Origin of the sequence: Clostridium sp. MSJ-8 (assembly GCF_018918325.1) — a bacterium.
In the GTDB taxonomy this organism is placed as follows: domain Bacteria; phylum Bacillota; class Clostridia; order Clostridiales; family Clostridiaceae; genus Clostridium.
The window spans coordinates 1-22,814 of sequence record NZ_JAHLQH010000031.1; the positions used below are offsets into that span (position 1 = coordinate 1).

General features: G+C 28.6%; 21 protein-coding genes. All 21 read right to left on the reverse strand.

The window, feature by feature from the left end; translation table 11 throughout:
* Positions 1-135: 135 nt before the first annotated feature.
* The 21 genes from KQI77_RS06310 to typA all read right to left on the reverse strand — a co-directional run bounded on the left by KQI77_RS06310 (position 136) and on the right by typA (position 22,596).
* A complete protein-coding gene (locus tag KQI77_RS06310) occupies positions 136-1,128 on the reverse strand; it encodes an NAD(P)H-dependent glycerol-3-phosphate dehydrogenase (protein WP_216389441.1) in 993 nt (330 codons plus the stop codon).
* Positions 1,128-2,447, reverse strand: coding sequence for a ribosome biogenesis GTPase Der (der, locus tag KQI77_RS06315; RefSeq protein ID WP_216389449.1), 1,320 nt, complete (start codon positions 2,445-2,447; stop codon positions 1,128-1,130). Before der ends, KQI77_RS06310 begins: the two co-directional genes overlap by 1 nt.
* A gap of 88 nt (positions 2,448-2,535) precedes the next feature.
* Positions 2,536-3,174: a hypothetical protein gene (locus tag KQI77_RS06320; protein ID WP_216389451.1), complete on the reverse strand. Its 639-nt coding sequence runs from the start codon at positions 3,172-3,174 to the stop codon at positions 2,536-2,538.
* Positions 3,175-3,378: 204 nt separating this feature from the next.
* Complete coding sequence (locus tag KQI77_RS06325) at positions 3,379-4,320, reverse strand: ROK family glucokinase (RefSeq protein WP_216389452.1); 942 nt, start codon at positions 4,318-4,320, stop codon at positions 3,379-3,381.
* Positions 4,321-4,418: 98 nt separating this feature from the next.
* On the reverse strand, positions 4,419-6,089 hold the full coding sequence (locus KQI77_RS06330) for a PAS domain-containing sensor histidine kinase (protein WP_216389453.1): 1,671 nt from the start codon (positions 6,087-6,089) through the stop codon (positions 4,419-4,421).
* Between the two features lie 3 nt (positions 6,090-6,092).
* On the reverse strand, positions 6,093-6,800 hold the full coding sequence (locus KQI77_RS06335) for a response regulator transcription factor (RefSeq protein ID WP_216389455.1): 708 nt from the start codon (positions 6,798-6,800) through the stop codon (positions 6,093-6,095).
* Between the two features lie 12 nt (positions 6,801-6,812).
* Positions 6,813-7,553: a peptidoglycan editing factor PgeF gene (pgeF, locus tag KQI77_RS06340; protein WP_216389466.1), complete on the reverse strand. Its 741-nt coding sequence runs from the start codon at positions 7,551-7,553 to the stop codon at positions 6,813-6,815.
* On the reverse strand, positions 7,550-8,020 hold the full coding sequence (gene nrdR, locus KQI77_RS06345) for a transcriptional regulator NrdR (RefSeq protein WP_216389491.1): 471 nt from the start codon (positions 8,018-8,020) through the stop codon (positions 7,550-7,552). The genes pgeF and nrdR overlap by 4 nt, the downstream gene beginning before the upstream one ends.
* 67 nt (positions 8,021-8,087) lie before the next feature.
* On the reverse strand, positions 8,088-8,357 hold the full coding sequence (locus KQI77_RS06350; RefSeq protein ID WP_216389493.1) for a YlmC/YmxH family sporulation protein: 270 nt from the start codon (positions 8,355-8,357) through the stop codon (positions 8,088-8,090).
* Between the two features lie 98 nt (positions 8,358-8,455).
* Positions 8,456-9,229: an RNA polymerase sporulation sigma factor SigG gene (gene sigG, locus KQI77_RS06355; protein ID WP_216389495.1), complete on the reverse strand. Its 774-nt coding sequence runs from the start codon at positions 9,227-9,229 to the stop codon at positions 8,456-8,458.
* 200 nt (positions 9,230-9,429) lie between these two features.
* Positions 9,430-10,137, reverse strand: coding sequence for an RNA polymerase sporulation sigma factor SigE (gene sigE, locus KQI77_RS06360; RefSeq protein WP_216389497.1), 708 nt, complete (start codon positions 10,135-10,137; stop codon positions 9,430-9,432).
* Positions 10,138-10,148: 11 nt separating this feature from the next.
* A complete protein-coding gene (locus tag KQI77_RS06365; protein WP_216389500.1) occupies positions 10,149-10,946 on the reverse strand; it encodes a sigma-E processing peptidase SpoIIGA in 798 nt (265 codons plus the stop codon).
* Between the two features lie 255 nt (positions 10,947-11,201).
* Positions 11,202-12,350: a cell division protein FtsZ gene (ftsZ, locus tag KQI77_RS06370; protein WP_216389505.1), complete on the reverse strand. Its 1,149-nt coding sequence runs from the start codon at positions 12,348-12,350 to the stop codon at positions 11,202-11,204.
* A 14-nt stretch (positions 12,351-12,364) separates the two neighbouring features.
* Positions 12,365-13,624 carry a cell division FtsA domain-containing protein gene (locus KQI77_RS06375; protein ID WP_216389510.1) on the reverse strand — a complete coding sequence of 420 codons (1,260 nt, stop codon included), beginning with the start codon at positions 13,622-13,624 and terminating at the stop codon, positions 12,365-12,367.
* Between the two features lie 534 nt (positions 13,625-14,158).
* Complete coding sequence (locus KQI77_RS06380) at positions 14,159-15,214, reverse strand: type IV pilus twitching motility protein PilT (protein WP_216389512.1); 1,056 nt, start codon at positions 15,212-15,214, stop codon at positions 14,159-14,161.
* A gap of 117 nt (positions 15,215-15,331) precedes the next feature.
* Positions 15,332-16,030 carry an RNA polymerase sporulation sigma factor SigK gene (sigK, locus tag KQI77_RS06385; protein WP_216389514.1) on the reverse strand — a complete coding sequence of 233 codons (699 nt, stop codon included), beginning with the start codon at positions 16,028-16,030 and terminating at the stop codon, positions 15,332-15,334.
* An 85-nt stretch (positions 16,031-16,115) separates the two neighbouring features.
* Positions 16,116-17,639 carry a penicillin-binding protein 2 gene (locus KQI77_RS06390; RefSeq protein WP_253289368.1) on the reverse strand — a complete coding sequence of 508 codons (1,524 nt, stop codon included), beginning with the start codon at positions 17,637-17,639 and terminating at the stop codon, positions 16,116-16,118.
* Positions 17,640-17,755: 116 nt separating this feature from the next.
* On the reverse strand, positions 17,756-18,985 hold the full coding sequence (locus KQI77_RS06395; RefSeq protein WP_216389552.1) for a U32 family peptidase: 1,230 nt from the start codon (positions 18,983-18,985) through the stop codon (positions 17,756-17,758).
* Positions 18,982-19,632, reverse strand: coding sequence for an O-methyltransferase (locus KQI77_RS06400; protein ID WP_216389516.1), 651 nt, complete (start codon positions 19,630-19,632; stop codon positions 18,982-18,984). Before KQI77_RS06400 ends, KQI77_RS06395 begins: the two co-directional genes overlap by 4 nt.
* Positions 19,633-19,660: 28 nt before the next feature.
* Complete coding sequence (gene mltG, locus KQI77_RS06405) at positions 19,661-20,695, reverse strand: endolytic transglycosylase MltG (protein WP_216389522.1); 1,035 nt, start codon at positions 20,693-20,695, stop codon at positions 19,661-19,663.
* A gap of 74 nt (positions 20,696-20,769) precedes the next feature.
* Positions 20,770-22,596, reverse strand: a complete 1,827-nt coding sequence (gene typA / locus KQI77_RS06410; RefSeq protein ID WP_216389529.1) for a translational GTPase TypA — start codon at positions 22,594-22,596, stop codon at positions 20,770-20,772.
* Positions 22,597-22,814: the final 218 nt, after the last annotated feature.

Genomic DNA, 22,814 nt, shown 5'->3' on the forward strand with positions numbered 1-22,814 from the left:
ATACTTTTTGGGGAAAGGGGCAATTATCTCATTTTTTATTATCTTTGTGAAAATTATTTATAAAATATAATTGAAAAGGGGTTGTGAAAAAATGATTTCTCATTTTTTCACAGCCCCTTTCTAATAAGATATATTTTAATCTTCAGCTTTTTTATCTCTTGACATTAACTCTCCTATGGATTTTATTGCATCTTTTCCTTCAAAAACAGCTCTATATATAGCTTCAGTTATAGGCATTTCTATATTCATTTTTTTACTTAATTCATAAAAGGCTTTACATGCTTTTATCCCTTCAACAACCATTCCTACTTCTTTCATAGCTTCATCGGCACTCTCACCTTTTCCTATAAGAATACCAGCTCTTCTATTTCTAGAATGCATAGATGTACATGTAACTATTAAATCTCCCATACCAGTTAAACCATAAAAAGTTTCTTTCTTGCCTCCTAAAGCAGTTCCTATTGTAGCTATTTCTTTCATTCCTCTAGTCATTAATGCTGCTTTAGTATTATCTCCATAGCCTACACCATCTACGATTCCAGCTGCCAATGCAATAATATTCTTAACAGCTCCTCCTATTTCTACACCAATAATGTCATCATTAGTGTATACTCTAAAAGTTTCTGTCATAAATAAATCTTGAACTTCTCTTGCTTTATCCATGTTTAATGAAGTTGATACTATTGTTGTAGGTATGTTTTGTGCAATTTCTTCTGCATGGCTTGGTCCTGATAACATAACTATAGGATTCTTTAACTCTTCTCCTAAAACTACAGATAATCTCTCATCTGAACCTTCTTCAATTCCTTTTGCAATACAAATAACAGTTACGCTATCATCTTCTATAACTTCCTTTATCTGCTTAGCAACAGTTCTAACAACATGAGAAGGAACTGCAATTACTATATAATCAGCACCTATTATTGCATCAGATATTTTATCTGTAGCACTTATATCACTTGGAATATCTAAATCCGGCAAATACTTACTGTTTTTATGATTATTCTTTATATCATTAACAACGTTTTTATCTTTATCAAAAATAGCTACCTCTTCACCTTTTTTTGATAAAAGTACAGCCAAAGAAGTTCCAAAACTACCTCCTCCAACAAAAGCAATCTTGCTCATTAATCATCCTTCCTCTCTCTATATTCAATTTCAATACCAGTTCCCTTAAAATCAAAGCTTTCTCTTATTTGATTCTCTAAATATCTTTCATAAGAAAAATGTCTTGCGGTCATATCATTAACAAAGAAAATAAACTTAGGTGGCTTAGTAGCAACTTGAGTAGCATAATAAATCTTTAATCTCTTTATTCCTACTATTGGTGGTTCCTTCATAAGAATCGCTTTATCTATTACTTCATTAAGCACACCAGTTGCAATTCTCTTATTGTAATTGTCATAGCATTTCTTTGCAAGTTCTAGCACTTTATGAGTTCTCTGTCCTGTTTTTGCAGATATAAACAAATACTCTGCATAAGATAAGAATTTAAGTTGTGCTTGTAGATCTTTCTTAAAGTTATCCATTGTTTTAGTTTCTTTCTCTATTAAATCCCACTTATTCACAATGACTATTATTGCCTTTTTCTTCTCATGAGCATAACCAACTATTTTCTCATCTTGCTCTGTTATACCTTCTGTTGCATCAATCATAAGGATGCATACATCTGCTCTTTCAATTGCTGCAAGAGTTCTAACAACACTATATCTCTCGATTTCTTCTTTTACTTTACTCTTTCTTCTAAGTCCAGCTGTATCTATAAGTATAAATTTACCTTGTTCTGTTTCTAGAGTACTATCTATAGCATCTCTAGTTGTTCCTGCAACATCTGAAACAATTACTCTCTCTTCACCTAAAAGTCTATTAATCAAAGATGACTTACCTACATTAGGTTTACCTAAAACTGCTATTCTAATGAATTCATCATCTTCAGCATCTGGATCTACTGGATCAAAATGCGCTACAACCATATCTAGCATATCTCCAAGTCCTTTTCCTTGACTAGCAGATATAGAAACAGGGTCACCTATTCCAAGATTATAGAATTCATATATATTATCTTCATCTTTTAAATTATCTATTTTATTAACAGCTAATACTATTGGCTTTTTAGATTTTCTTAACATATTTGCTACTTCTTCATCCGCTGAAGTAATTCCTTCTTTTCCATCAACTATAAATACAATAACATCTGCTGTTTCAATTGCAATATTAGCCTGTCTTCTCATTTGTTTTACTATAATATCCTCTCTCTCAGGTTCTATACCACCTGTATCTATCATAGTAAAATTATAGTTAAGCCATTCTGCTTCAGCATATACTCTATCTCTAGTAACACCTGGTGTGTCTTCAACTATAGATATCCTTTTTCCAGCTATTTTATTAAACAATGTTGACTTACCTACGTTAGGTCTTCCAACCATAGCAACTATTGGTTTTGCCATTTATCTTTCCCTCCTTGTTATGTGCATTTATATATTATCCATCTTATGCTATCTTACATTATTAATAATTCTTAGTCAACTCAAATTATTATTCTATTACCAAATCATTATCTTCAATAACATAATCATCTACAGGTATTTTTTTCAATTCATTAATTACCTCTTTATAATTATTAACTAAATCCAATTTTTTTTCAATCAAAAAATATTCTAGAGATGTATTTTCATAATCTAGCCATCTTATATATTCATCTCGTTTTTTTAATAGCTCGTTATATTCATTTTTATTTTTAAATCTTTCCTTTATTTCATTACATATAAAGAAATTGCATACATAACTTCTAAATTGAGGTTTTATAGAACATCCTTTACCTGATATAACAAAGGGACATGCTCTAAAATATATAGTTTTATCTTCTTCTGTATCTAATCTACCTTCTTCTGACAATATATAATCCTTATATGACTCTTCTTCAAAATATCCTATAGCATGTATATAGTAGTTATATATTTTTACATTAGGAAGATTAATTATTCTATCTAATACTTCTTCTCCTTCTTTAGTTCTAAGAAGTCTCTGAATATCAAACAAATTATACTTTGGATAATAATGACAGCACCCTCTATTTTTAACTTTACACAAGCTTCTCCCAAACTTACTATTACATGAATAACAATCATCACATTGAAATTGCACTACATCATCTTTACTTATTAGTCTTAACATAAAACCCCTTCTTTTATACATAAATTTTTTTACAAAATCAACTTAATAATGTTTATCTAAATATTATAATACTTTTACCTATATTTTTATGAACGTTAAAAAGATGGCATATCTATCTGCCATCTTTTTATTATTAAAACAAAATCGTTAAATTCCTTATGCGAAGTCATCAATTTTGTTTACAAATTAGAGTAATATGCAAAATTATATTTCTTGAGCTAATTTTGCTCCTCCATATATACCTGCATCATTACCTAACTTAGCAAGTGTAAACTCAGTTCCTCTTGATGCATGGAAAGCATTTTGAACATAATATTTCTTAACTACATCTAATAAAATATCCCCTGCTCTAGAAACTCCTCCACCTATTACATATGCTTCTGGATCACATACACAAGAAATAATTGCAAGAGCATTACCTAATCTTTGTCCGAATTCTTCAACTATTTCTAAAGCTAGTTCATCTCCATTTCTAGCTGCATCAAATACATCTTTTGCAGTTATAACTCCTATAACTCTTAATGAAGATGTTTTATTAGAAGCTTCAAGATGTCTCTTTGCTTCTGAAACAATTCCTGTAGCAGAACAATATTGTTCAAGGCATCCTTTTTTACCACATCCACAAGTATTAACTTCATCATCTTTAACTTTTATATGGCCTATTTCTCCACCTGCGCCGAAGTTACCACTTAATATCTTTCCATTAACTATAACTCCACCGCCTACACCTGTTCCTAGTGTAACCATAACTATATCTTGGTGACCTTTACCACCACCTTGCCACATTTCTCCTAATGCAGCAATATTAGCATCATTAGCTGCTTGTACTTTTAATCCTAAAAGTTTTCCTAGTTCATTTTCAACATTAAAAATTCCCCAACCTAAATTAACACATTTTACTACTGTTCCATCATCTTTTACTGGGCCAGGCACTCCTACCCCTACTCCAGTAACTTCTTCTTTTGATATATTCATATCCTTAAGCTTATTATTTATAGCTTCAGTTATATCTCCTAATATATATCTTCCGTCTTCTTGTTTTCTAGTTTCTATTTCCCATTTATCTAGTAAAGTACCTTCTACTGTAAATACTCCTAATTTTACTGTTGTTCCACCGATATCTACACCTATTGAATATTTTTTCATTATAGCAATCCCACCTTTATCATTTCAATTTGTAAACATTCTCTTTTAATAATAACTTGAATTAAGTATATTTTCAATGTTAACTTGTTAAAAATATATTAAATGTTAAACTCTACAGTAAATTTGGTTCCCTTTCCCAATTTACTTTCCACAAATATATTTCCATTGTATGACTTGACTATATGTTTCACTATTGCAAGTCCTAGTCCTGTACTACTTCCTTTTCTAGATTTATCAACTCTATAAAACCTTTCAAATATTCTAGGAATATCTTCTTCTGGAATACCTATTCCTGTATCTTCAACTTCCAATACATATTTATTATTGTTTTTGTAACTATTAATAGTAATAGAAGCATTCTCCTCAGAATATTTCACTGCATTTTCTACCAAATTAAGAACTAGTTGCAAGAATTTATCTCTATTTAATGTTATATCTTCTATATAATCATTATGTATATTTACTGATATGTCTTTTTTATTTGCTTCACTTTCAACCATATGCTTCACTTCTTCTATAACAGGTCCTGGTTGGAATTCCTCCATATCTCCCATTGCACTACTTTCTAACTTAGATAACACTAATATGTCATTTATTAATCTAGTTAATCTCTCAGTTTCTTTATCTATTATATCTAAAAACTTTTCTCTAGTTTCAGAATCATCTACATATTTTAGTGTTTCTGTAAATCCTTTTATAGAAGTTAATGGAGTTTTTAACTCATGAGTAACATTTGCAACAAACTGACTTCTTATATTTTCAAGTCTCCTTATATCTGATATGTCTGTTATAGCAATTACTTTTCCAATACCATTAGCTCCATGTAAAAATGTTTTCTTTATCTTAAGCTCTCTTTCCATAGGCATACTTATCTTCATTTCTCTTTGAAGTTCTTCTTCATCATTTAAAAAGTTATATATATCCTTATCATTTATATAAGAACTAAGTTCATCTCCTACTTGAACTTGCTTGATTCCAAATATTACTTTTGCATATGGATTTATGGTTATTATTTTATTGTCTTCTGTTACTGCTATAACACCACTTTGCATACTACTTATTATAGATTCTAACCTATTTTGTTTATCTATAACTTCATTTATTTTACTTTCAAGTTGATCTGCCATGTTATTATAATTTTCACTTAAAATACCTATCTCATCTTTAGATTTTATATTAACTCTTATATTTAAATCTCCATTAGATATTCTCTTCGCTGCTGCTTCTAATTGATTAAGAGGTTCTACCACTGAATGAATTATTCTCATAGATATACCTGTTGATCCAGCAATTACTAATAATATTAGTAATATATATATGTATATATTTTGCGAATTAATTATTGATGTTTCTTTATAAGGAACTGCAACCCTTAAAATATTATTATCATCCATAATCTTAGCATAATATATATATTTTTTATGATTTCTTTTACTATATCTTACTGCAAAAGCTTCCTTCTTAGATTTTGCATCTTTTATTTCTTCCTTATTGCCTTGGTTAGTTTTACTAAAATTTGTGTTTTCGTATATAATATCTCCATCATAATTCATATAAGTGCATATTATTTTTTCTTCTTCTATCTTTATATTGAGATTATTAATGTTATTATTTATTCCTTCTGTTTCTATTATATTTAAATAATTTTTTAAATTGTTCTGTTGACTTTCATATTCCCTTAAACTAGAGAATATTGCAAAGAAAGATGATATAACTACAACTGCAAAAGATACTATAACTAAAACAATTAATACTATTTTTTTCTTCATTGCTTATACATTAGGATTAAACCTATATCCTACTCCTCTTACAGTTTCTATATATCTTGGATTTTTATCATCTTTCTCTATTTTCTTTCTAATATATCTAATATGTACATCAACAGTTCTAGTTTCACCTATATATTCATATCCCCAAACCTTATCTAATAAAGTTTCTCTTTTAAGTATTTTACCTTTATTCCTTACTAGTATTTCTAGTAATTCAAACTCCTTAAGTGTCATATTAACAAGTTTATCATCCACCATTACTTCATGTCTTTCAAAGTCTATCTTAAGTTCTCCAAATTCCTCTACATTACTTTCATCTCTATTTGAAACAGAAATATTATTCCTACGAAGAACTGCTTTTACTCGAGCAAGTAATTCTCTTATAGAAAATGGTTTGGTAATGTAATCATCTGCACCTAATTCTAAACCTAATATCTTATCTAACTCTTCACTTTTTGCAGTTAGCATTATTATTGATGTATTAACTAATGTCTTCTCTGCTCTTATATTTTTACACACCTCAATACCATCCATTTCTGGTATCATTATATCTAATAATACTAGATCGGGTTTTTCATCTTTTGCATATTTTAATGCTTCAACTCCATTACTTGCAAGTATTGTATCATACCCCGAATTATTCAAATTAAATTTCAGTAATTCTCTTATATGTTCTTCATCATCTACAATTAATATCTTTTGCTTTTGCATTACATTACACCCCTACTTTAATATTACAAACGAAAACATTCTGCTGTAATCTCCATTGCTTTTTCTATATGAATGTAGTTTTATATCCTCACAGCAATAAGTACACAAATTAACAGAATATATATTATCTTCACCTACTCCACATTCTCTTAAATCTTTTAATATGCACTCTTCCATAGATAAATTTCGTCCTCTAAATAATTTTTCCATGTCAATTTTCTTTTCATTTATAAATTTTTCTTTTAATTCATTAGAAACTTCATAACAACATTGTCTTATATGTGGTCCTATATAAGCCACTAAATCTTCAGGTTTACTGCCATATTCACTTTCTAATTTTTTTATTGTTTTTTTAGTTATTGATAGAAAAGTTCCTTTCCAACCACTATGAATTGCAGCCATAGCTTTTCTTTTTTTATCTATAATTATTATTGGCACACAATCTGCAGTAAATACCCCTATAGCAATATCTTTTACATTTGTTATAATTGCGTCTGCTTCTTCTTCTATAAAATCATCTTTGTTTTGATTACTATATTTAACTATCCTATCTCCATGAACTTGTCTTACATAAATAACATTTTCTAAATCAAACTCATCAGTAAGACTATTTAATGTTTTAGTTCCCTCTTCAGTATGTCTATTAAAATTTTTATTATTTTCAGCTGTAGAAAAAATAATATTATAATCATTGTTTTTTAAGTTTACATAACCATCACTTAATTTTATATTTTCAGCATTTATTCTTATCATTTTTCTTCTCCATGTTTATTAGTCATTAATGATTTTATTTCTTCTAGAAATGTATTTATATCTTTAAATTGTCTATATACAGATGCAAATCTAACATAAGAAATTTCATCTAAATCCTTAAGTTTTTCCATAACAATCTCTCCTATATATTCCGATTGTACTTCTGTTAGCATTTTATTAGATATATGTTTTTCAACTTCTAAAGCCAGATCTTCAATTTGTTTTCTTGATACAGGTCTTTTTTGACATGCAATAATTAAACCATTTATTATCTTTTCCTTATTAAAGTTTTCTCTAGTATTATCTTTTTTAACTACTAGAATAGGAATATCTTCTATCTTCTCATATGTAGTATATCTTTTACCACACTTACCACATTCTCTTCGCCTTCTTATAGTAGTATTTTCATCTGTTGATCTTGAATCAACCACTTTACTTTCTGCATATGAGCAAAAGGGACATTTCATAATATATACCCTACCTTTCATCTTCATACTTTTCTATTATTATTATACATATATTATTATTTTTTTACTAGGTTATTTCTCCATTCTCTTTAACTTCATTAATTAAATTAACTAAAATAACATCTACACCTATCTTAACTATGTCTCTCCATTTTATTTCAATTTCTTCTTTTTTTGAAAACCACCCTTCCCCTAATTCCTCAACTAACAATGATATTATTTTACTATTTTCATAATCTATTCTTATATCTTTTATATTTCCAAGTCTTGCTCCATTATTAATATCTATTACATCCATTGTCCTCATAGAATTTATTGAATATAATAATTCTTCCATATCAATTCTCCTTTTTTATATTTTAATATACTATATGATATTAAAAAAAATATATACTTTCCTAGACGTTAAAAAAAGACTATGCAATATATGCATAGTCAAACATACTTTTTCATATGCTTTAATGCTGTTTTCTCTAATCTAGAAACTTGAGCTTGTGATATACCTATTTCTTGAGCCACTTCCATCTGAGTTCTTCCATTAAAGAATCTAAGATTCAATATTACTTTTTCTCTATCAGAAAGTTTCTTAATAGCTTCTTTAACTGATATGTTTTGAAGCCAATTCTCATCCGTATTCTTATTATCACTTACTTGATCCATAACAAATATAGCATCTCCACCATCATGATATATAGGTTCATATAACGAAACTGGATCTTGAATAGCATCTAAAGCAAATACTACATCTTCTCTTGGAATATTTAATTCTCTAGATATCTGAGATATAGTAGGTTCTTTATTAGAATCTTTTAAATATTTATCCCTCACTAAAAGTGCCTTATAAGCTATATCCCTTAACGATCTACTAACTCTAATAGAATTATTATCTCTTAGATATCGTCTAATTTCTCCTATAATCATAGGTACTGCATATGTAGAAAACTTAACATTCTGAGACAAATCAAAATTGTCTATAGCTTTCATAAGGCCTATACATCCTACTTGAAATAAATCATCAACATTCTCGCCTCTATTATTAAATCTCTGAATCACGCTAAGTACTAACTTTAAGTTGCCTTTTATAAATGTTTCTCTAGCCTCATTATCACCACTTCTTATCTTTAGTAATAATTCTTTCTTTTCCTTCTCCTTTAAAACTGATAATTTAGCTGTATTAACTCCGCATATTTCTACTTTATTAACTATCAAGAACATCAATCCTTTCAAAAGCTATTACACATCATGTATTTATAATTATTCCCGATAGTATTAAAATTTATACGCAAAAATAGATTAAAAAAAATAGCATTGTAAAAAACGGTAAAGCTCCCTTTATAAACGCTATAGTTGTGAACCTTAACAAATTTATAGCATTTAGGGATCTTTACCTGTTTTTTATTGCATTTCCCTTATATCATACGGCTTATTTCTTTTTTCAATCTACATATTATCTTTTTTTCTAACCTAGAAATATATGATTGAGATATTCCTAACATATCAGCAACTTCTTTTTGAGTTTTTTCATTCTTGCCATTTAATCCAAATCTTAATTGTACTATTTCTTTTTCCCTATCATTTAAATTTTTTAAAGCAGTAAATAACAACTCCTTGTCCACTTCATCTTCAATAAGATTATAAACTATATCATTTTCAGTTCCCAATATATCTGATAACAATAATTCATTACCATCCCAATCAATATTTAGTGGCTCATAAAAAGAAATTTCAGCTTTTACTTTACTATTTCTCCTTAAATACATTAATATTTCATTTTCTATGCATCTTGATGCATAAGTAGCTAATTTTATTTTTTTCTCAGGATTAAATGTATTCACTGCTTTGATTAATCCAATAGTACCTACTGATATTAGATCTTCTATATTAACACCTGTATTTTCAAACTTTCTTGCTATATAAACTACTAACCTTAAATTTCTTTCTATTAGTGTATTTCTTATACTTTCATCGCCGTTCATTAACTTTAATACAAGCTCTTCTTCTTCTTCCTTACTTAATGGTGCAGGAAGTGCTTCACTCCCTCCAACATAATGAATTCTTTTAGCAGGAGTCACCCTTATCCTTGCTAATATTCTATTTAGATACATATCTACATTCATATTTCTGCCTCCTAAATTATTCCCCTAGATAATAATGCATTAAAGTCTCCATTTTCACTAAACTTCTCATCACATAAACAGATAATTGCTTTTATTTCTCTCCATTTATCATTTCCTTGTCTGATCATAACCTTCTGAACTTTAATACCTTCTAATTTACCCTTAATACCAACTGCACTATAAGGAATAAAATAAACTTCATCTTTTCCTACTTCTATATCACCTATTAATTCCTTCTCTACCAAGATACAAGGAAGATTAGTTATTGGCTCTCTCAATTCATTACCTGTATCTAAAAACGCCTTGATTAAATACTGTTTATTATCAATATATAGTTTAATTTGAAATATAAAATTACTCACTAATGCTCTTTCTTTTATATAGTCACACACTCTTACACTTATACAAAATAACCCCAAAAGAGATGTTGCTATATTCTTAGCAGTATTACTGCCAAGCAATAAAACATTTTCACTTCTATTACTAATAATGATAATAAACAAACATATTCCAGTTAACATAATAGACAATCCAATAAATATACTAGTTGCCTTTATAACTATTTTTATTGATATAAAATTAATAGAAATAGCTATAATAAAACATGCCATTAAAATTACAAAAGGTAATTTTACCAATAGTTTTAATCTAGGAATATAAAAGATAATAGAATATAGCCCTCCTATAACAGCTGAACAAATAATCCTCTTGTTATTTGCATTTAATTTCATTATTTTATTTGTTAAATTTATCAAAACAATATCAATAATGAAATTCTCCAAAAAAATTACATCTAGATATATCTTCATACATCCTCCTTGTACCTTAGCACAGAAATATTATACCTTATTTTAATGGTAATTTTTGTCATTTAATAAGAAGAATATCTATTTTTTATTAGTTATTTTTTGTTAATTTTTTACATTTTATTTGGCTAAATAAATCTTTTATCTTAGAATTTATAATAATTCTTTAAAAGAAGAGTGACTCTTTATTTCATATAAACGCAAATAGAGCTAGGTGATAATCACCTAGCTCTATCTCTAACTACTAAAATATCTTAATTATTTTTTTCTTCTTCTTAAAAATACCGGAATATCTAAATCATCATCCTCGTCATCAAATGATTTAGTTTCTTCAACTGGTACTTCTGCTTTTACTGGTTCTTCTGCCTTTGCAGTAGTTGAAGCTATTTCTTCTTTTATTTGTGTAGATATTGTATTCTTAACTTCTTCAACTTTTTCAGCACCTTGTTCTCCTTCTGCTTCAAAACCTGTAGCAATAACTGTTATTCTTATTTCATCATTTAATGTTTCATCAATAACAGCACCAAATATAATATTAGCATCTGGATCAGCTGATTCTCTAACAACATCTGCTGCTTCATAAACCTCTAAAGCACCTAAATCTGCTCCACCTGTAAAGTTTAATATAACACCTGTAGCTCCATCTATAGATGTTTCTAATAAAGGTGATGATATTGCTTCTTTTACTGCATCAGAAGCTCTATTTTCTCCTTTACCATATCCAACTCCCATATGTGCTAAACCTTTATCTAACATTACTGCTTTTATATCAGCAAAATCCGCATTGACAACTCCAGGAATTGTGATAAGGTCTGATATTGCTTGAACACCTCTTCTTAAAACATCATCTGCTAATTTAAACGAATCTAATAAAGTTGTTTTTTTATCAGCCATACTTAATAATTTTTCATTTGGTATTATAACAAGTGTATCAACTTTTTCTTTTAATTTAGCAATACCCATTTCAGCATGTCTCATTCTTCTTTTTCCTTCGAATGGGAATGGCTTAGTTACAACTCCTACTGTTAAAATATCTAATGATTTAGCTATTTCCGCTACTACTGGTGCAGCTCCTGTACCAGTTCCACCACCCATACCAGCAGTAATAAATACCATATTAGCACCTTTTATTGCAGCTGTTATCTCTTCTCTACTTTCTTCTGCTGCCTTCTGTCCTATTTCAGGATTAGCCCCAGCTCCAAGTCCCTTTGTAAGCTTCTCTCCTATTTGGATTTTTTGATTAGCATGAGATAACATTAAAGCTTGTTTATCTGTATTAATAGCGATAAATTCAACATTCTTTAACCCTTCAACTATCATTCTATTAACGGCGTTACTACCTCCGCCACCGCAACCTACTACTTTTATATTCGTTAATTCTTGTACATCAACTTCAAAATCCAACAAATTATACTCCTCCTTTAGAACAGCTTATGGAAAAAATTTTTAATCTTAGAAATTACTCCACTGCTCTCTTCCTCAAAATCTATTTCATCAATACACTCTTTTTCTTGATCTATTATATCTTTTGCGTGTACTTCACTCACTTCTGTATTTATTAAAGATAATCTATCAAACACTTCCTTAAGCATAGCTAATGAAGATAAATTAGATAAATCTTTCATCTGCAAATAACTATTATCAGCAATAGTCACCTTAAAATCTATATTATCTTTTACTAGTTCGGAAATATTTTCATAATAAGTTATACCACTACCATAAATAATTATACTACACATTCCCTCACAAAAGGAAGTATTTTTTATAGTTTTATTAACATAACTCAAAATTTCTTCTAATCTAGCTTTTACAACTTCATAAAATAGTGATTTCGAAATACTGCTTGTACCAACATTCATAATATCTTCGTCTTCTTTATTTACAGACAACGAATAATAATTAGTACTTATTATTTTCTTTATATTTTCAGCCTCACTAATTCCAAGTTTTGCACATATTGATAAATCTCTTGTAATATTATCTCCACCTAACGGAACATAATCTATGTACTTTAATACACCATTTCTAAATATTGCAATGTCAGAAGTTTCTGCCCCTATATCTACTAAAACTTTTACTCCCATAGAACTTCTACCTTGTAAAAAGATATTTCTGCAAGCTAAAGCATTTACAATAAATCCTTTAAATTCATATCCAGAATTCACAACAATATCTTTAAACTTCTGAAGTTCTTCAGTTTTTCCTATTATAATCGAAACATTAATGCCAAAAGTTTCTCCTATCCACCCTACAACATTATCATCATAAACTATTTTTTCATCTACTATGTAATAATTTATTGTAACATCAACTATTTCTTCACCATCTAATAGATTTACCTGAGACTTAGCTCTTCCAATTGCTTTTTTTATGTCTTTTCCTCGGATTTTCCCATAACTTAGCTTAATCTTGCCAGTACCTTCTGTTATACGAAGATTATTACATGATATTCCAACATATATATTTTTAATGTCTTCAGCCGTCTTTTTTGCTAACTTTTCAACTACTTCTTTAAATGCTTCTTGACACGATTCCTCGTCTTCTATAAGGCCCTTTTTTATACCACGAGAACTTACACAAGTAGTCCCAATGATATCAAATTCATCCTCTTTTCCTTTTCCTAAAGAAGCAGAAATTTTATTACTACCAAAATCCACAGTTGATAATAAGATTTCTTGCATTTCCCTTCTAGTCCCTCCTCATAATCATCTTAAAAGTAAGACAATATACCAACATACCTTATAATTAACTTTGTTAATTTTATATTATATTATAGCATACTTTTTATTAAAAAATCATAATAATAATTAAAGTTTTTTATATTTTTATACTTGTTCTTGTAAACTTTTTATAAACATAAAAAAATCGCTAAAGCAACTTTATGAAGACATCAATTTTATTAAAACCTTATGCCAAGTTCTAAAACTTGTTTTTTTGGTTCTGTCACAGCACCATTTTCTTTTTTCACTCTTTATATAGTATGCTCTAACATTACTTAAATACTATATCTAAGATACCTATCCACAACTACAAACAAAATATAATTTCCTAAAGATGTACAAAAATAAAAATAGTAAAGATGACATAAAACATGCTATTTTATATAAGCTTTAGTGATTTTATAGCATTTATTCATCTTTACTATTTTTTGTTCTATAAAAAATGCTTAATAATAGTATATTATTTAGAACATAAAATAACTTATATTAATCATTTTATCTATTCATTAGTTTTAATAACATTTCTTTATCAACTGCAAAATTCATAGCACTTTCTTGAGAAATAACCATATTCTTATATAATTCAGCAAGTGCCATATCCATAGTTCTCATTCCATACTTAACACCAGTTTGTACAGAAGATTCTATTTGATATGTTTTACCTTCTCTTATAAGATTTTGTATTGCAGGTGTAATTGCCATTATTTCAAGTGCAGCAACTCTTCCTTTCCCATCTATTGTTTCAACTAATTGTTGAGATATAACTCCTTGAAGAACCGCTGCTAATTGTGTTCTAATCTGTCCTTGTTGATGTGGTGGGAACACGTCAATAATTCTATCTATTGTTTTATCTGCACCAATTGTGTGTAACGTAGAAAAAACTAAGTGTCCTGTTTCTGCTGCTGTTATTGCTATAGAAATTGTTTCGAAGTCTCTCATTTCTCCTACTAGTATAACATCAGGGTCTTCTCTTAATACTGCTCTTAATGCATTTGCATAACTATCTGTATCTTCTCCAATTTCTCTTTGGTTTACAATAGCTTTATTATGAGTATGAACATATTCTATAGGATCTTCTAATGTTACTATATGACATGGTTTAGACATATTAATTTCGTTAATCATAGCTGCAAGAGTTGTAGACTTACCACTTCCTGTAGGTCCTGTAACTAAAACAAGTCCTCTTCTTTTTCTACAGAAATCTTTAAATATTCTAGGATGTTTCAATTCATCAAGAGTAGGAATATGAATAGTTAAATATCTCATAACTATCGCTATAGTTCCTTTTTGTTTAAATACATTAACTCTGAATCTACCTGCTCCTTGAACTTCATATGATAAATCATATTCTCCTATTTTGTTAAATTCCTCAAATCTTCTACCTAAAATCTCCATAGCAAAATCTTTTGTTTGCTGTGGTGTTAAATTTTCTTTTCCTATTGCTGTTAATACACCATTTACCCTTACTTTAGGTGGTATTCCTACTGATAAATGAATATCAGATGCTTTAAGTTCAATTGTTTTAAGTAATAAATCATTTAATAAGTACATCTATATTTCCCCCATCTATTCACAATGTATATGTTTACCTAATAGTTTAATTCTATAAACAAAGCTAAATCCCTCTAATTTTACAGAAAAACTTAGCCTTGTTTTTATTTTACTATATTATTCATAATAATGCATTGCTTTTTGTAATTTTTTTAATGCCTTTTTCTCTATTCTAGAAACATAAGAACGAGAAATGTTTAATATTCCTGCTATTTCCCTTTGAGTCATACACCTACCATTATCTAATCCATATCTCATTATTATAATATTATATTCTCTCCTAGAAAGTATTTCTTTCATTTTGTTATATAATGATTTTATCTCTATATTGTTTTCTACTTTTTCCATAACAGAATCCTTATCACTACTTAGAATATCAATAAGACATATTTCATTGCCCTCCCTATCGATTCCTATAGGATCTTGAAGGTATACCTCACTTTTTTGTTTCTTATTATTTCTAAATAGCATAAGTATTTCATTTTCTATGCATCTTGAGGCATATGTTGCAAGTCTAGTTCCTTTTGAATAATCAAAAGAATCTATTGCTTTAATAAGTCCTACTGTTCCAATAGATATTAATTCATCCACATCTTTGCATGAAAATGAATATTTTTTTACTATATGTGCAACTAATCTTAGATTTCTTTCGATTAATATTCCTTTTGCATCCTTGTCTCCTTCTTTTAATCTTTTTAGATACATCTCTTCTTCTTCTTCTTCTAGTGGTAATGGAAATGTATTGTTTCCATTTATATACCCTGTTAAAAAGACAGTATTGGATATTATCTCAAGAAAATTAGTCAATAATAACACTTTTTGCCTCCCTTGAGTGCTTAATATATATTATTCACCTTACTTGATTTTTATATCCATTTTAATGACATTTCCTTTAATTTTATTAGTTTATTAGACTTTTTACTATTTGAGAAAATATAGGTGCTGCAGTATTACCTCCACCTAGTTCTATTCCTTCATCAGTATCTATCATATCTGGCACAAAAACTATCATAGTATATTCTATATTATTTAATTCAAAGTATCCTATAAACCAACCATGAGTACTATTTCCTTTACCACTTGTTGCTGATCCTGTTTTTCCCCCTATAGTAACTCCCTCTACCTGTGCATATTGTCCTGTTCCTTTTTCAACAACATCTTCCATAGCTCTTTTTATCTGAAGAGAAGTAATTTTTGAAAAAACTTGTTTTTTATAAGTATTAAATTCTTCAATTATATTACCTTCATTATCTAAAATTCCATCTATTATATAAGGTTTTACATATTCACCATTGTTAACAATAGAATTAACTGCACCTAACATCTGAACCGGAGTAACTGTTAAGCATTGTCCTATAGAAATATTACTTAAACCAACTTCTTCCTTTGGTTTAACACCTTCTACTTCATCTTCTAGATTCAGCACCTTATCAAACAAATTCAATTCACCACAATATCTCATTAATTCATCATATCCTACTTTCTGACCTATTTTACTAAAAGTATCATTACATGATTTAATAAGTGCTTCTGTAACATTAATATACCCATGTACATTTTTATCATTGCACACACTTCCATTACAATAATAAACATCATTCATAGTTATAAGCCCATCTTCTAATGCTGGAATAAGTGTTATTAGTTTAAATATTGATCCCGGCTCATATCCTATTCCTCCAGCTCCAATACATATATTAGCTTCGCTTTCTTTTTTTTCTGTAAGTGCTCTTATTTTGCCAGTTTTACTCTCCATAAGAATTACTCCAATATTATCTAACGAATTAAATTTACCTGAATTAATTACATTATCTATACTATCTTGCAATCTATAATCTAATGTTAATTTAATATTTTTATTATTATCTGTATTTATAATGTCTCTATCTTCATATATTGAATCTTTATTTAACTCAAATTCTCTCTTAGGAATTTTATTATATAATATTGTTTGTTTTATAACTTCTTGAAGTGATCCTTTTTTATATTCTTTATCAAGTTCTATTGTTCCTAAGTAATTGACAATATTCCAATAATAAGAATTCTTTTTTGTAGTTTTCTTATAAGTATATATGCCCTTTATACTTTTTAATTTGTTAATCTTATTATATGCTTCTTCTGATATCTTATAATAACTCTTGCCGCTTCCTTCAATAACACATTGAAAATTAAAATCCTTTATTTCTTCTTTCATTATATAATTAAGTGCAATTAGAGACTCTATTGACTTCTTATAACTATTTAAACTAAAGGGTCTTACATTAAATACCACTACATATTCTGTACTTGATTGTAACAATTCATTACAATTAGTATCATAAATAAGATATCTAAATTCACTTGTTGATTCTAATTGATTGTCATTAAATTCACTTGTTACAACAGTTGTAGGATATGCTTGTAATTTAAACAATCTAATAGCCAATATAAACAATACACCATAAAAAATATATAAAATTATCTTAATTCTTCTTTTATCTTTTAAAATAAAAATCGCCTCCTATATCTATATATTTTAGACATAAAAGGCGAATTCTATTCTTATTGTTCTTTTGCTTTTACAATGAAATCATTTGGTTTTAATTCTTTGTCTACTTTAACTGTAAACAACATTTGTGCTCTTGGTGCTGCATCAATCTTTGTTCCATTCATTTCTCTCATATCAGTAACTTGAACATTAAATGCAGGTCCTTCTGGTCTAAGAATTTCTACAATATCATTGTCGTAGAATTTATTTCTCTGTTCTATAACTGCAATTTGTGTATCTTTGTCATATTCTTTTACCCTACCAACTATATCTGCAGTTCTTATATATGATGCTGTCTCATATATTTGTTCTCCAGTCTTACCAAAGAAAAATCCTGTATGATAATCCCTATGACTAACTTTCATTAAGCTATCCATCCATTCTGGATTAAACTTATAATTTTCTGGATCTTCCAAATAAGCATCTACTGCCTGTCTATAGGCTTTTACTACTGCAGCAACATAATATGCACTTTTCATTCTTCCTTCTATCTTAAGTGAATATACTCCTGCTTCAATCATTTTATCTATATATTCTATTAGACATAAATCCTTAGAATTCATAACATATGAGCCTCTATCATCTTCTATCACTTCAAAAAACTCACCTGGTCTTTTTTCTTCCATAAGATAATATTTATATCTACATGCTTGAGAACAAGCTCCTCTATTAGCATCTCTTCCTGTCATATAGTTAGACATTAGACATCTTCCAGAATAACTCATACACATAGATCCATGTACAAATGCTTCTAATTCGCAACCTTCTGGTACCCTATCATGAATTTCTTTTATTTCATTAAGAGATAACTCTCTAGCTAAAACTATTCTCTTAACTCCTTGTTTATACCAGTATTGTGCTGTTTTATAATTTACATTGTTTGCTTGAGTACTTAAATGTACTTCAAGTTCAGGAACTGTCTCTAGTGAAGTTATTATAACTGATGGATCTGAAGCTAAAATTGCATCTACATTAAGTTCATATAATTCTCTTAGATAATCCTCAAGTCCAACTAAATCAGAATTGTGTGGGAAAACATTTAAGGTAACATATACCTTTCTACCTCTTGCATGTGCATATTCTACCCCTTGTCTTATCTCATCATTAGTAAAGTTATCTGCAAAAGCTCTTAAATTTAACTTGCTACCACCTAGATATACAGCATCTGCTCCAAAATCTATTGCAGTTTTTAATTTTTCTAAATTACCAGCTGGTGCTAATATTTCTACTTTTTTATTCACTATTTATTCCTCCTTGTAGTAACAGCTATTCCATCTCCCATTGGAATTACTGAAGTCACTAAATCATCATCATTAGATACCATATCTAGATATTTTTTCATTCTCTTTACTATAGTTATTTTTCTTCTCTGAACTAGTTCTTTTGAAGCTACCATTCCTCTAAACAAAACATTATCTGCAACAATTACACCATCTTCTTTTAGTAATCTCAAGCAATGAGGTAGGAAATGATTATAATGACCTTTTCCAGCATCCATAAAAATCAAATCAAAAGGTTCATCTAATGTTTCTAAAACATCTAAACATTCGCCTTCTTTTATAATAATTTTATCTGTTAGATTAAATCTTTTTAAATTTTCTTTTGCAAGTTTAATCATATTCTCATCTCGTTCAACAGTAACTATATCAGGATTATTTCCAGCTGCTTCATACATAAGTATAGCAGAAAATCCAATAGCTGTTCCAAGTTCTAATATTCTCTTAGGTTTTTTCATTGTAACCATAAATTCCAAAAATTTTGCTGTCTCCGGTTGTACTATAGGAACTCCATTTGCTCTTGCAAAAGTCTCCATTTCCTTAAGTGTCCCAGTCCTCTCATTAATAAGGCCCCTTATATAGTCTTCCATATAATCATAAGTAATATTACTCATTTATTTTCACCCTCCTATGCTATATACATTATTGTCTTGCTTTCTCAGCTTTTTCTTTTGCTGCATTATGTTCTTCTTCAGTTTTTGAAAAATAATGAGTTTTATTATCTTCACTTAATACAAAATACAAATATTCTGTATCTTTAGGTTTTAATGCTGCAATAATAGAATCCTTTCCAGGACTTGCAATAGGTCCTATAGGTAAACCTGAATATTTATAAGTGTTATAAGGTGAATCTACTTGTATATCTTTATAAGTCAAAACTTCATGACCTTTATATCCTATTACATAATTCACAGTTGAGCAAAATTGAAGTTTCATGTTTTTCTTAAGTCTATTATCTATAACAGAAGATACTATACTTTTCTCAGAAGTCTCTTTTACTTCTTTTTCTATAAGTGAAGCTTTTATTATTACATCTTCTATTTTTTCATTATCTATATTTATATCTTCTTCTTTTTCTATTTCGTGTATTACCTTCTCAAACTCATCAATCATTGTTTTTATTACTTCTTCTGGTGTTTCTTTTTCATTGATATAATATGTATTAGGATATAAATACCCTTCTAGAATATATTTTTTTCTAGAATCTTTTTTCACATAACTAGGTGCTTTATATTCCTTAACTGCTTTTAAAAATTCATCTTTTGAAAAAAGCTTTGCATCTTCAAATACTGTAGCCATATCTTCAATATTATATCCTTCTGGAATAGTTACCTTTATCAAATTCTTGTTTATATCCTCTGTTTCTAATATTTTAATAAGTTGTCTTAACGACACATTACTTTTTATTTCATAACTTCCCGGAACAAGACTTATCTTTTTGTAATCCATTCTTATCTTTAGTTTTACTATATACTTATTTCTAAGTTTATTTTTTTTATCTAATTGTTCTATTATGTTACTAAAACCATCACCCTCATTAACAGTTATAGTTACATTTTTATCATCCTTTAGGGGCTTATTTACAACACTTTTGAAATAACATAAAAAAATTATACATACAATAGCAATACATAATATAACACTTGCACATATTATCTTTATTTTTTTATTCTTCATAAATCCTCCATAATAGCAAAGTAAATAGCCTAAATATAAGGCTATTTACTCAAAACTCTTAATAGTATAAATAATTATTTCTTATTTCTACTTATTATCTTCTTTCTTTCTCCACTATCTAAAATAGTCTTTCTCATTCTAATGTTTTGTGGAGTAACTTCCACTAATTCATCATTAGCAATGAATTCTAGAGCATTTTCTAGTGACATAATAACTGGTGGAACTAACTTAACAGCATCATCAGAACCAGATGCTCTTGTATTAGTTAATTTCTTACCTTTACATACATTTATATCTATATCTTCTGCTCTACCACATACACCAACTATCATTCCTTGATATACTGGAGTACCAGGTCCAATAAATAGTGATCCTCTTTCTTGGGCATTAAATAAACCATAAGCAATTGCTTCGCCTGTTTCAAACGATACAATAGATCCTCTACTTCTTGTTGGAATATCTCCCTTATATGGTCCATAACTATCAAATACATGGTTCATTATACCATTACCTTTTGTGTCAGTCATGAATTCATTTCTAAATCCTATAAGACCTCTAGCTGGTATTCTAAATTCCAATCTTGAATATCCGTTAACAGCTGATGTCATATTAACCATTTCACCTTTTCTAGGTCCAAGTTTCTCCATAACAGGTCCCATAAATTCTTCAGGAACATCTATAGTTAAATATTCCATTGGTTCTAATTTCTTACCATTTTCTTCTTTAAATATAACATTTGCTTTAGATACCTGGAATTCATATCCTTCTCTTCTCATTGTTTCAATTAAGATTGATAAATGAAGTTCTCCTCTTCCTGATACTTCAAAACATTCTGGAGTAATTTCTCTAACTCTTAAACTAACATTAGTTTCTAGTTCTTGGAATAATCTATCTCTTAAATGTCTAGATGTTATAAATTCTCCTTCTTGACCTGCAAATGGTGAATTATTAACCATAAAATTCATGCTTAATGTTGGTTCGTCTATATGAACAAATGGTAATGCTTCTGGTGCTTCTGAATCAGCAATTGTTTCTCCTATGTTAGCATCTGTAACACCACTAATTGCAACTATATCTCCAAAGCTTGCTTCATTTGTTTCTTCTCTCTTAAGCCCATTATATACAAATAAGTTAGTTACTTTATAATTCTTAGTACTTCCATCCATACTAACTAATGCAACATTTTGATTCTTCTTAACCTTACCTCTATGAATCTTACCTATAGCAATTTTTCCTACGAATGCATTTGAATCTAGTGTTGTTACAAGCATTTGGAATGGTGCATCAAGATATCCTTCTGGTGGAGCAACATGTTCTATTATTGTCTTAAATAATGGTTCCATATCTTCGTTAGTATCTTCTACATTATATCTTGCATATCCAGATCTTGCTGATGCATATATAATAGGAAAATCTAACTGTTCATCATTTGCACCTAATTCAATGAATAATTCAAATACTTCATCAATTACTTCTTCAGGTCTTGCATCTGGCTTATCTATTTTATTAATTACAACTATTGGCTTTAATCCTAATTCTAATGCTTTCTTTAAAACGAATTTTGTTTGTGGCATTGGACCTTCATAAGAGTCAACTACTAATAATACCGAGTCAACCATCTTAAGTACACGTTCAACTTCTCCACCGAAATCAGCATGTCCTGGAGTATCAACAATATTTATTTTTATACCATTGTACATAACTGCTGTGTTTTTAGAAAGAATAGTTATTCCTCTTTCTTTTTCTAGATCATTAGAGTCCATTACTCTTTCTTCTACTTTTTCATTTGATCTAAATACATTACTTTGTCTAAGTAGTGCATCAACTAAAGTTGTCTTACCGTGGTCAACGTGTGCTATAATGGCAATATTTCTTATATCTTCTCTTTTAGTTAATTCCATTTTATCCTCCAACTTCCTATCTCTTATTATCTATATTTTGTTCATCTTAAAAAGTTTTATTAAATATAACTTTTAAGTATTAATAACAAAAAAATTAAATGTAAACCTATAAATATTTTTTTCCAAAATAAAATTGGATACATCAGTACCCAATTTTACGTCCTTTTTATTTTATAATGACTAAATAAAAAAGTCAATATATTATTATACTTATAACA

What these genes read in the sequence shown, in the direction of transcription:
- KQI77_RS06310 (WP_216389441.1), bottom strand. Translation starts at nt 1,128, where the DNA reads ATGAGCAAGATTGCTTTTGTTGGAGGAGGTAGTTTTGGAACTTCTTTG.
- der (WP_216389449.1), bottom strand. Translation starts at nt 2,447, where the DNA reads ATGGCAAAACCAATAGTTGCTATGGTTGGAAGACCTAACGTAGGTAAG.
- KQI77_RS06320 (WP_216389451.1), bottom strand. Translation starts at nt 3,174, where the DNA reads ATGTTAAGACTAATAAGTAAAGATGATGTAGTGCAATTTCAATGTGAT.
- KQI77_RS06325 (WP_216389452.1), bottom strand. Translation starts at nt 4,320, where the DNA reads ATGAAAAAATATTCAATAGGTGTAGATATCGGTGGAACAACAGTAAAA.
- KQI77_RS06330 (WP_216389453.1), bottom strand. Translation starts at nt 6,089, where the DNA reads ATGAAGAAAAAAATAGTATTAATTGTTTTAGTTATAGTATCTTTTGCA.
- KQI77_RS06335 (WP_216389455.1), bottom strand. Translation starts at nt 6,800, where the DNA reads ATGCAAAAGCAAAAGATATTAATTGTAGATGATGAAGAACATATAAGA.
- pgeF (WP_216389466.1), bottom strand. Translation starts at nt 7,553, where the DNA reads ATGATAAGAATAAATGCTGAAAATATAAAATTAAGTGATGGTTATGTA.
- nrdR (WP_216389491.1), bottom strand. Translation starts at nt 8,020, where the DNA reads ATGAAATGTCCCTTTTGCTCATATGCAGAAAGTAAAGTGGTTGATTCA.
- KQI77_RS06350 (WP_216389493.1), bottom strand. Translation starts at nt 8,357, where the DNA reads ATGGAAGAATTATTATATTCAATAAATTCTATGAGGACAATGGATGTA.
- sigE (WP_216389497.1), bottom strand. Translation starts at nt 10,137, where the DNA reads ATGAATGTAGATATGTATCTAAATAGAATATTAGCAAGGATAAGGGTG.
- KQI77_RS06365 (WP_216389500.1), bottom strand. Translation starts at nt 10,946, where the DNA reads ATGAAGATATATCTAGATGTAATTTTTTTGGAGAATTTCATTATTGAT.
- KQI77_RS06375 (WP_216389510.1), bottom strand. Translation starts at nt 13,624, where the DNA reads ATGCAAGAAATCTTATTATCAACTGTGGATTTTGGTAGTAATAAAATT.
- KQI77_RS06380 (WP_216389512.1), bottom strand. Translation starts at nt 15,214, where the DNA reads ATGTACTTATTAAATGATTTATTACTTAAAACAATTGAACTTAAAGCA.
- KQI77_RS06400 (WP_216389516.1), bottom strand. Translation starts at nt 19,632, where the DNA reads ATGAGTAATATTACTTATGATTATATGGAAGACTATATAAGGGGCCTT.
- mltG (WP_216389522.1), bottom strand. Translation starts at nt 20,695, where the DNA reads ATGAAGAATAAAAAAATAAAGATAATATGTGCAAGTGTTATATTATGT.
- typA (WP_216389529.1), bottom strand. Translation starts at nt 22,596, where the DNA reads ATGGAATTAACTAAAAGAGAAGATATAAGAAATATTGCCATTATAGCA.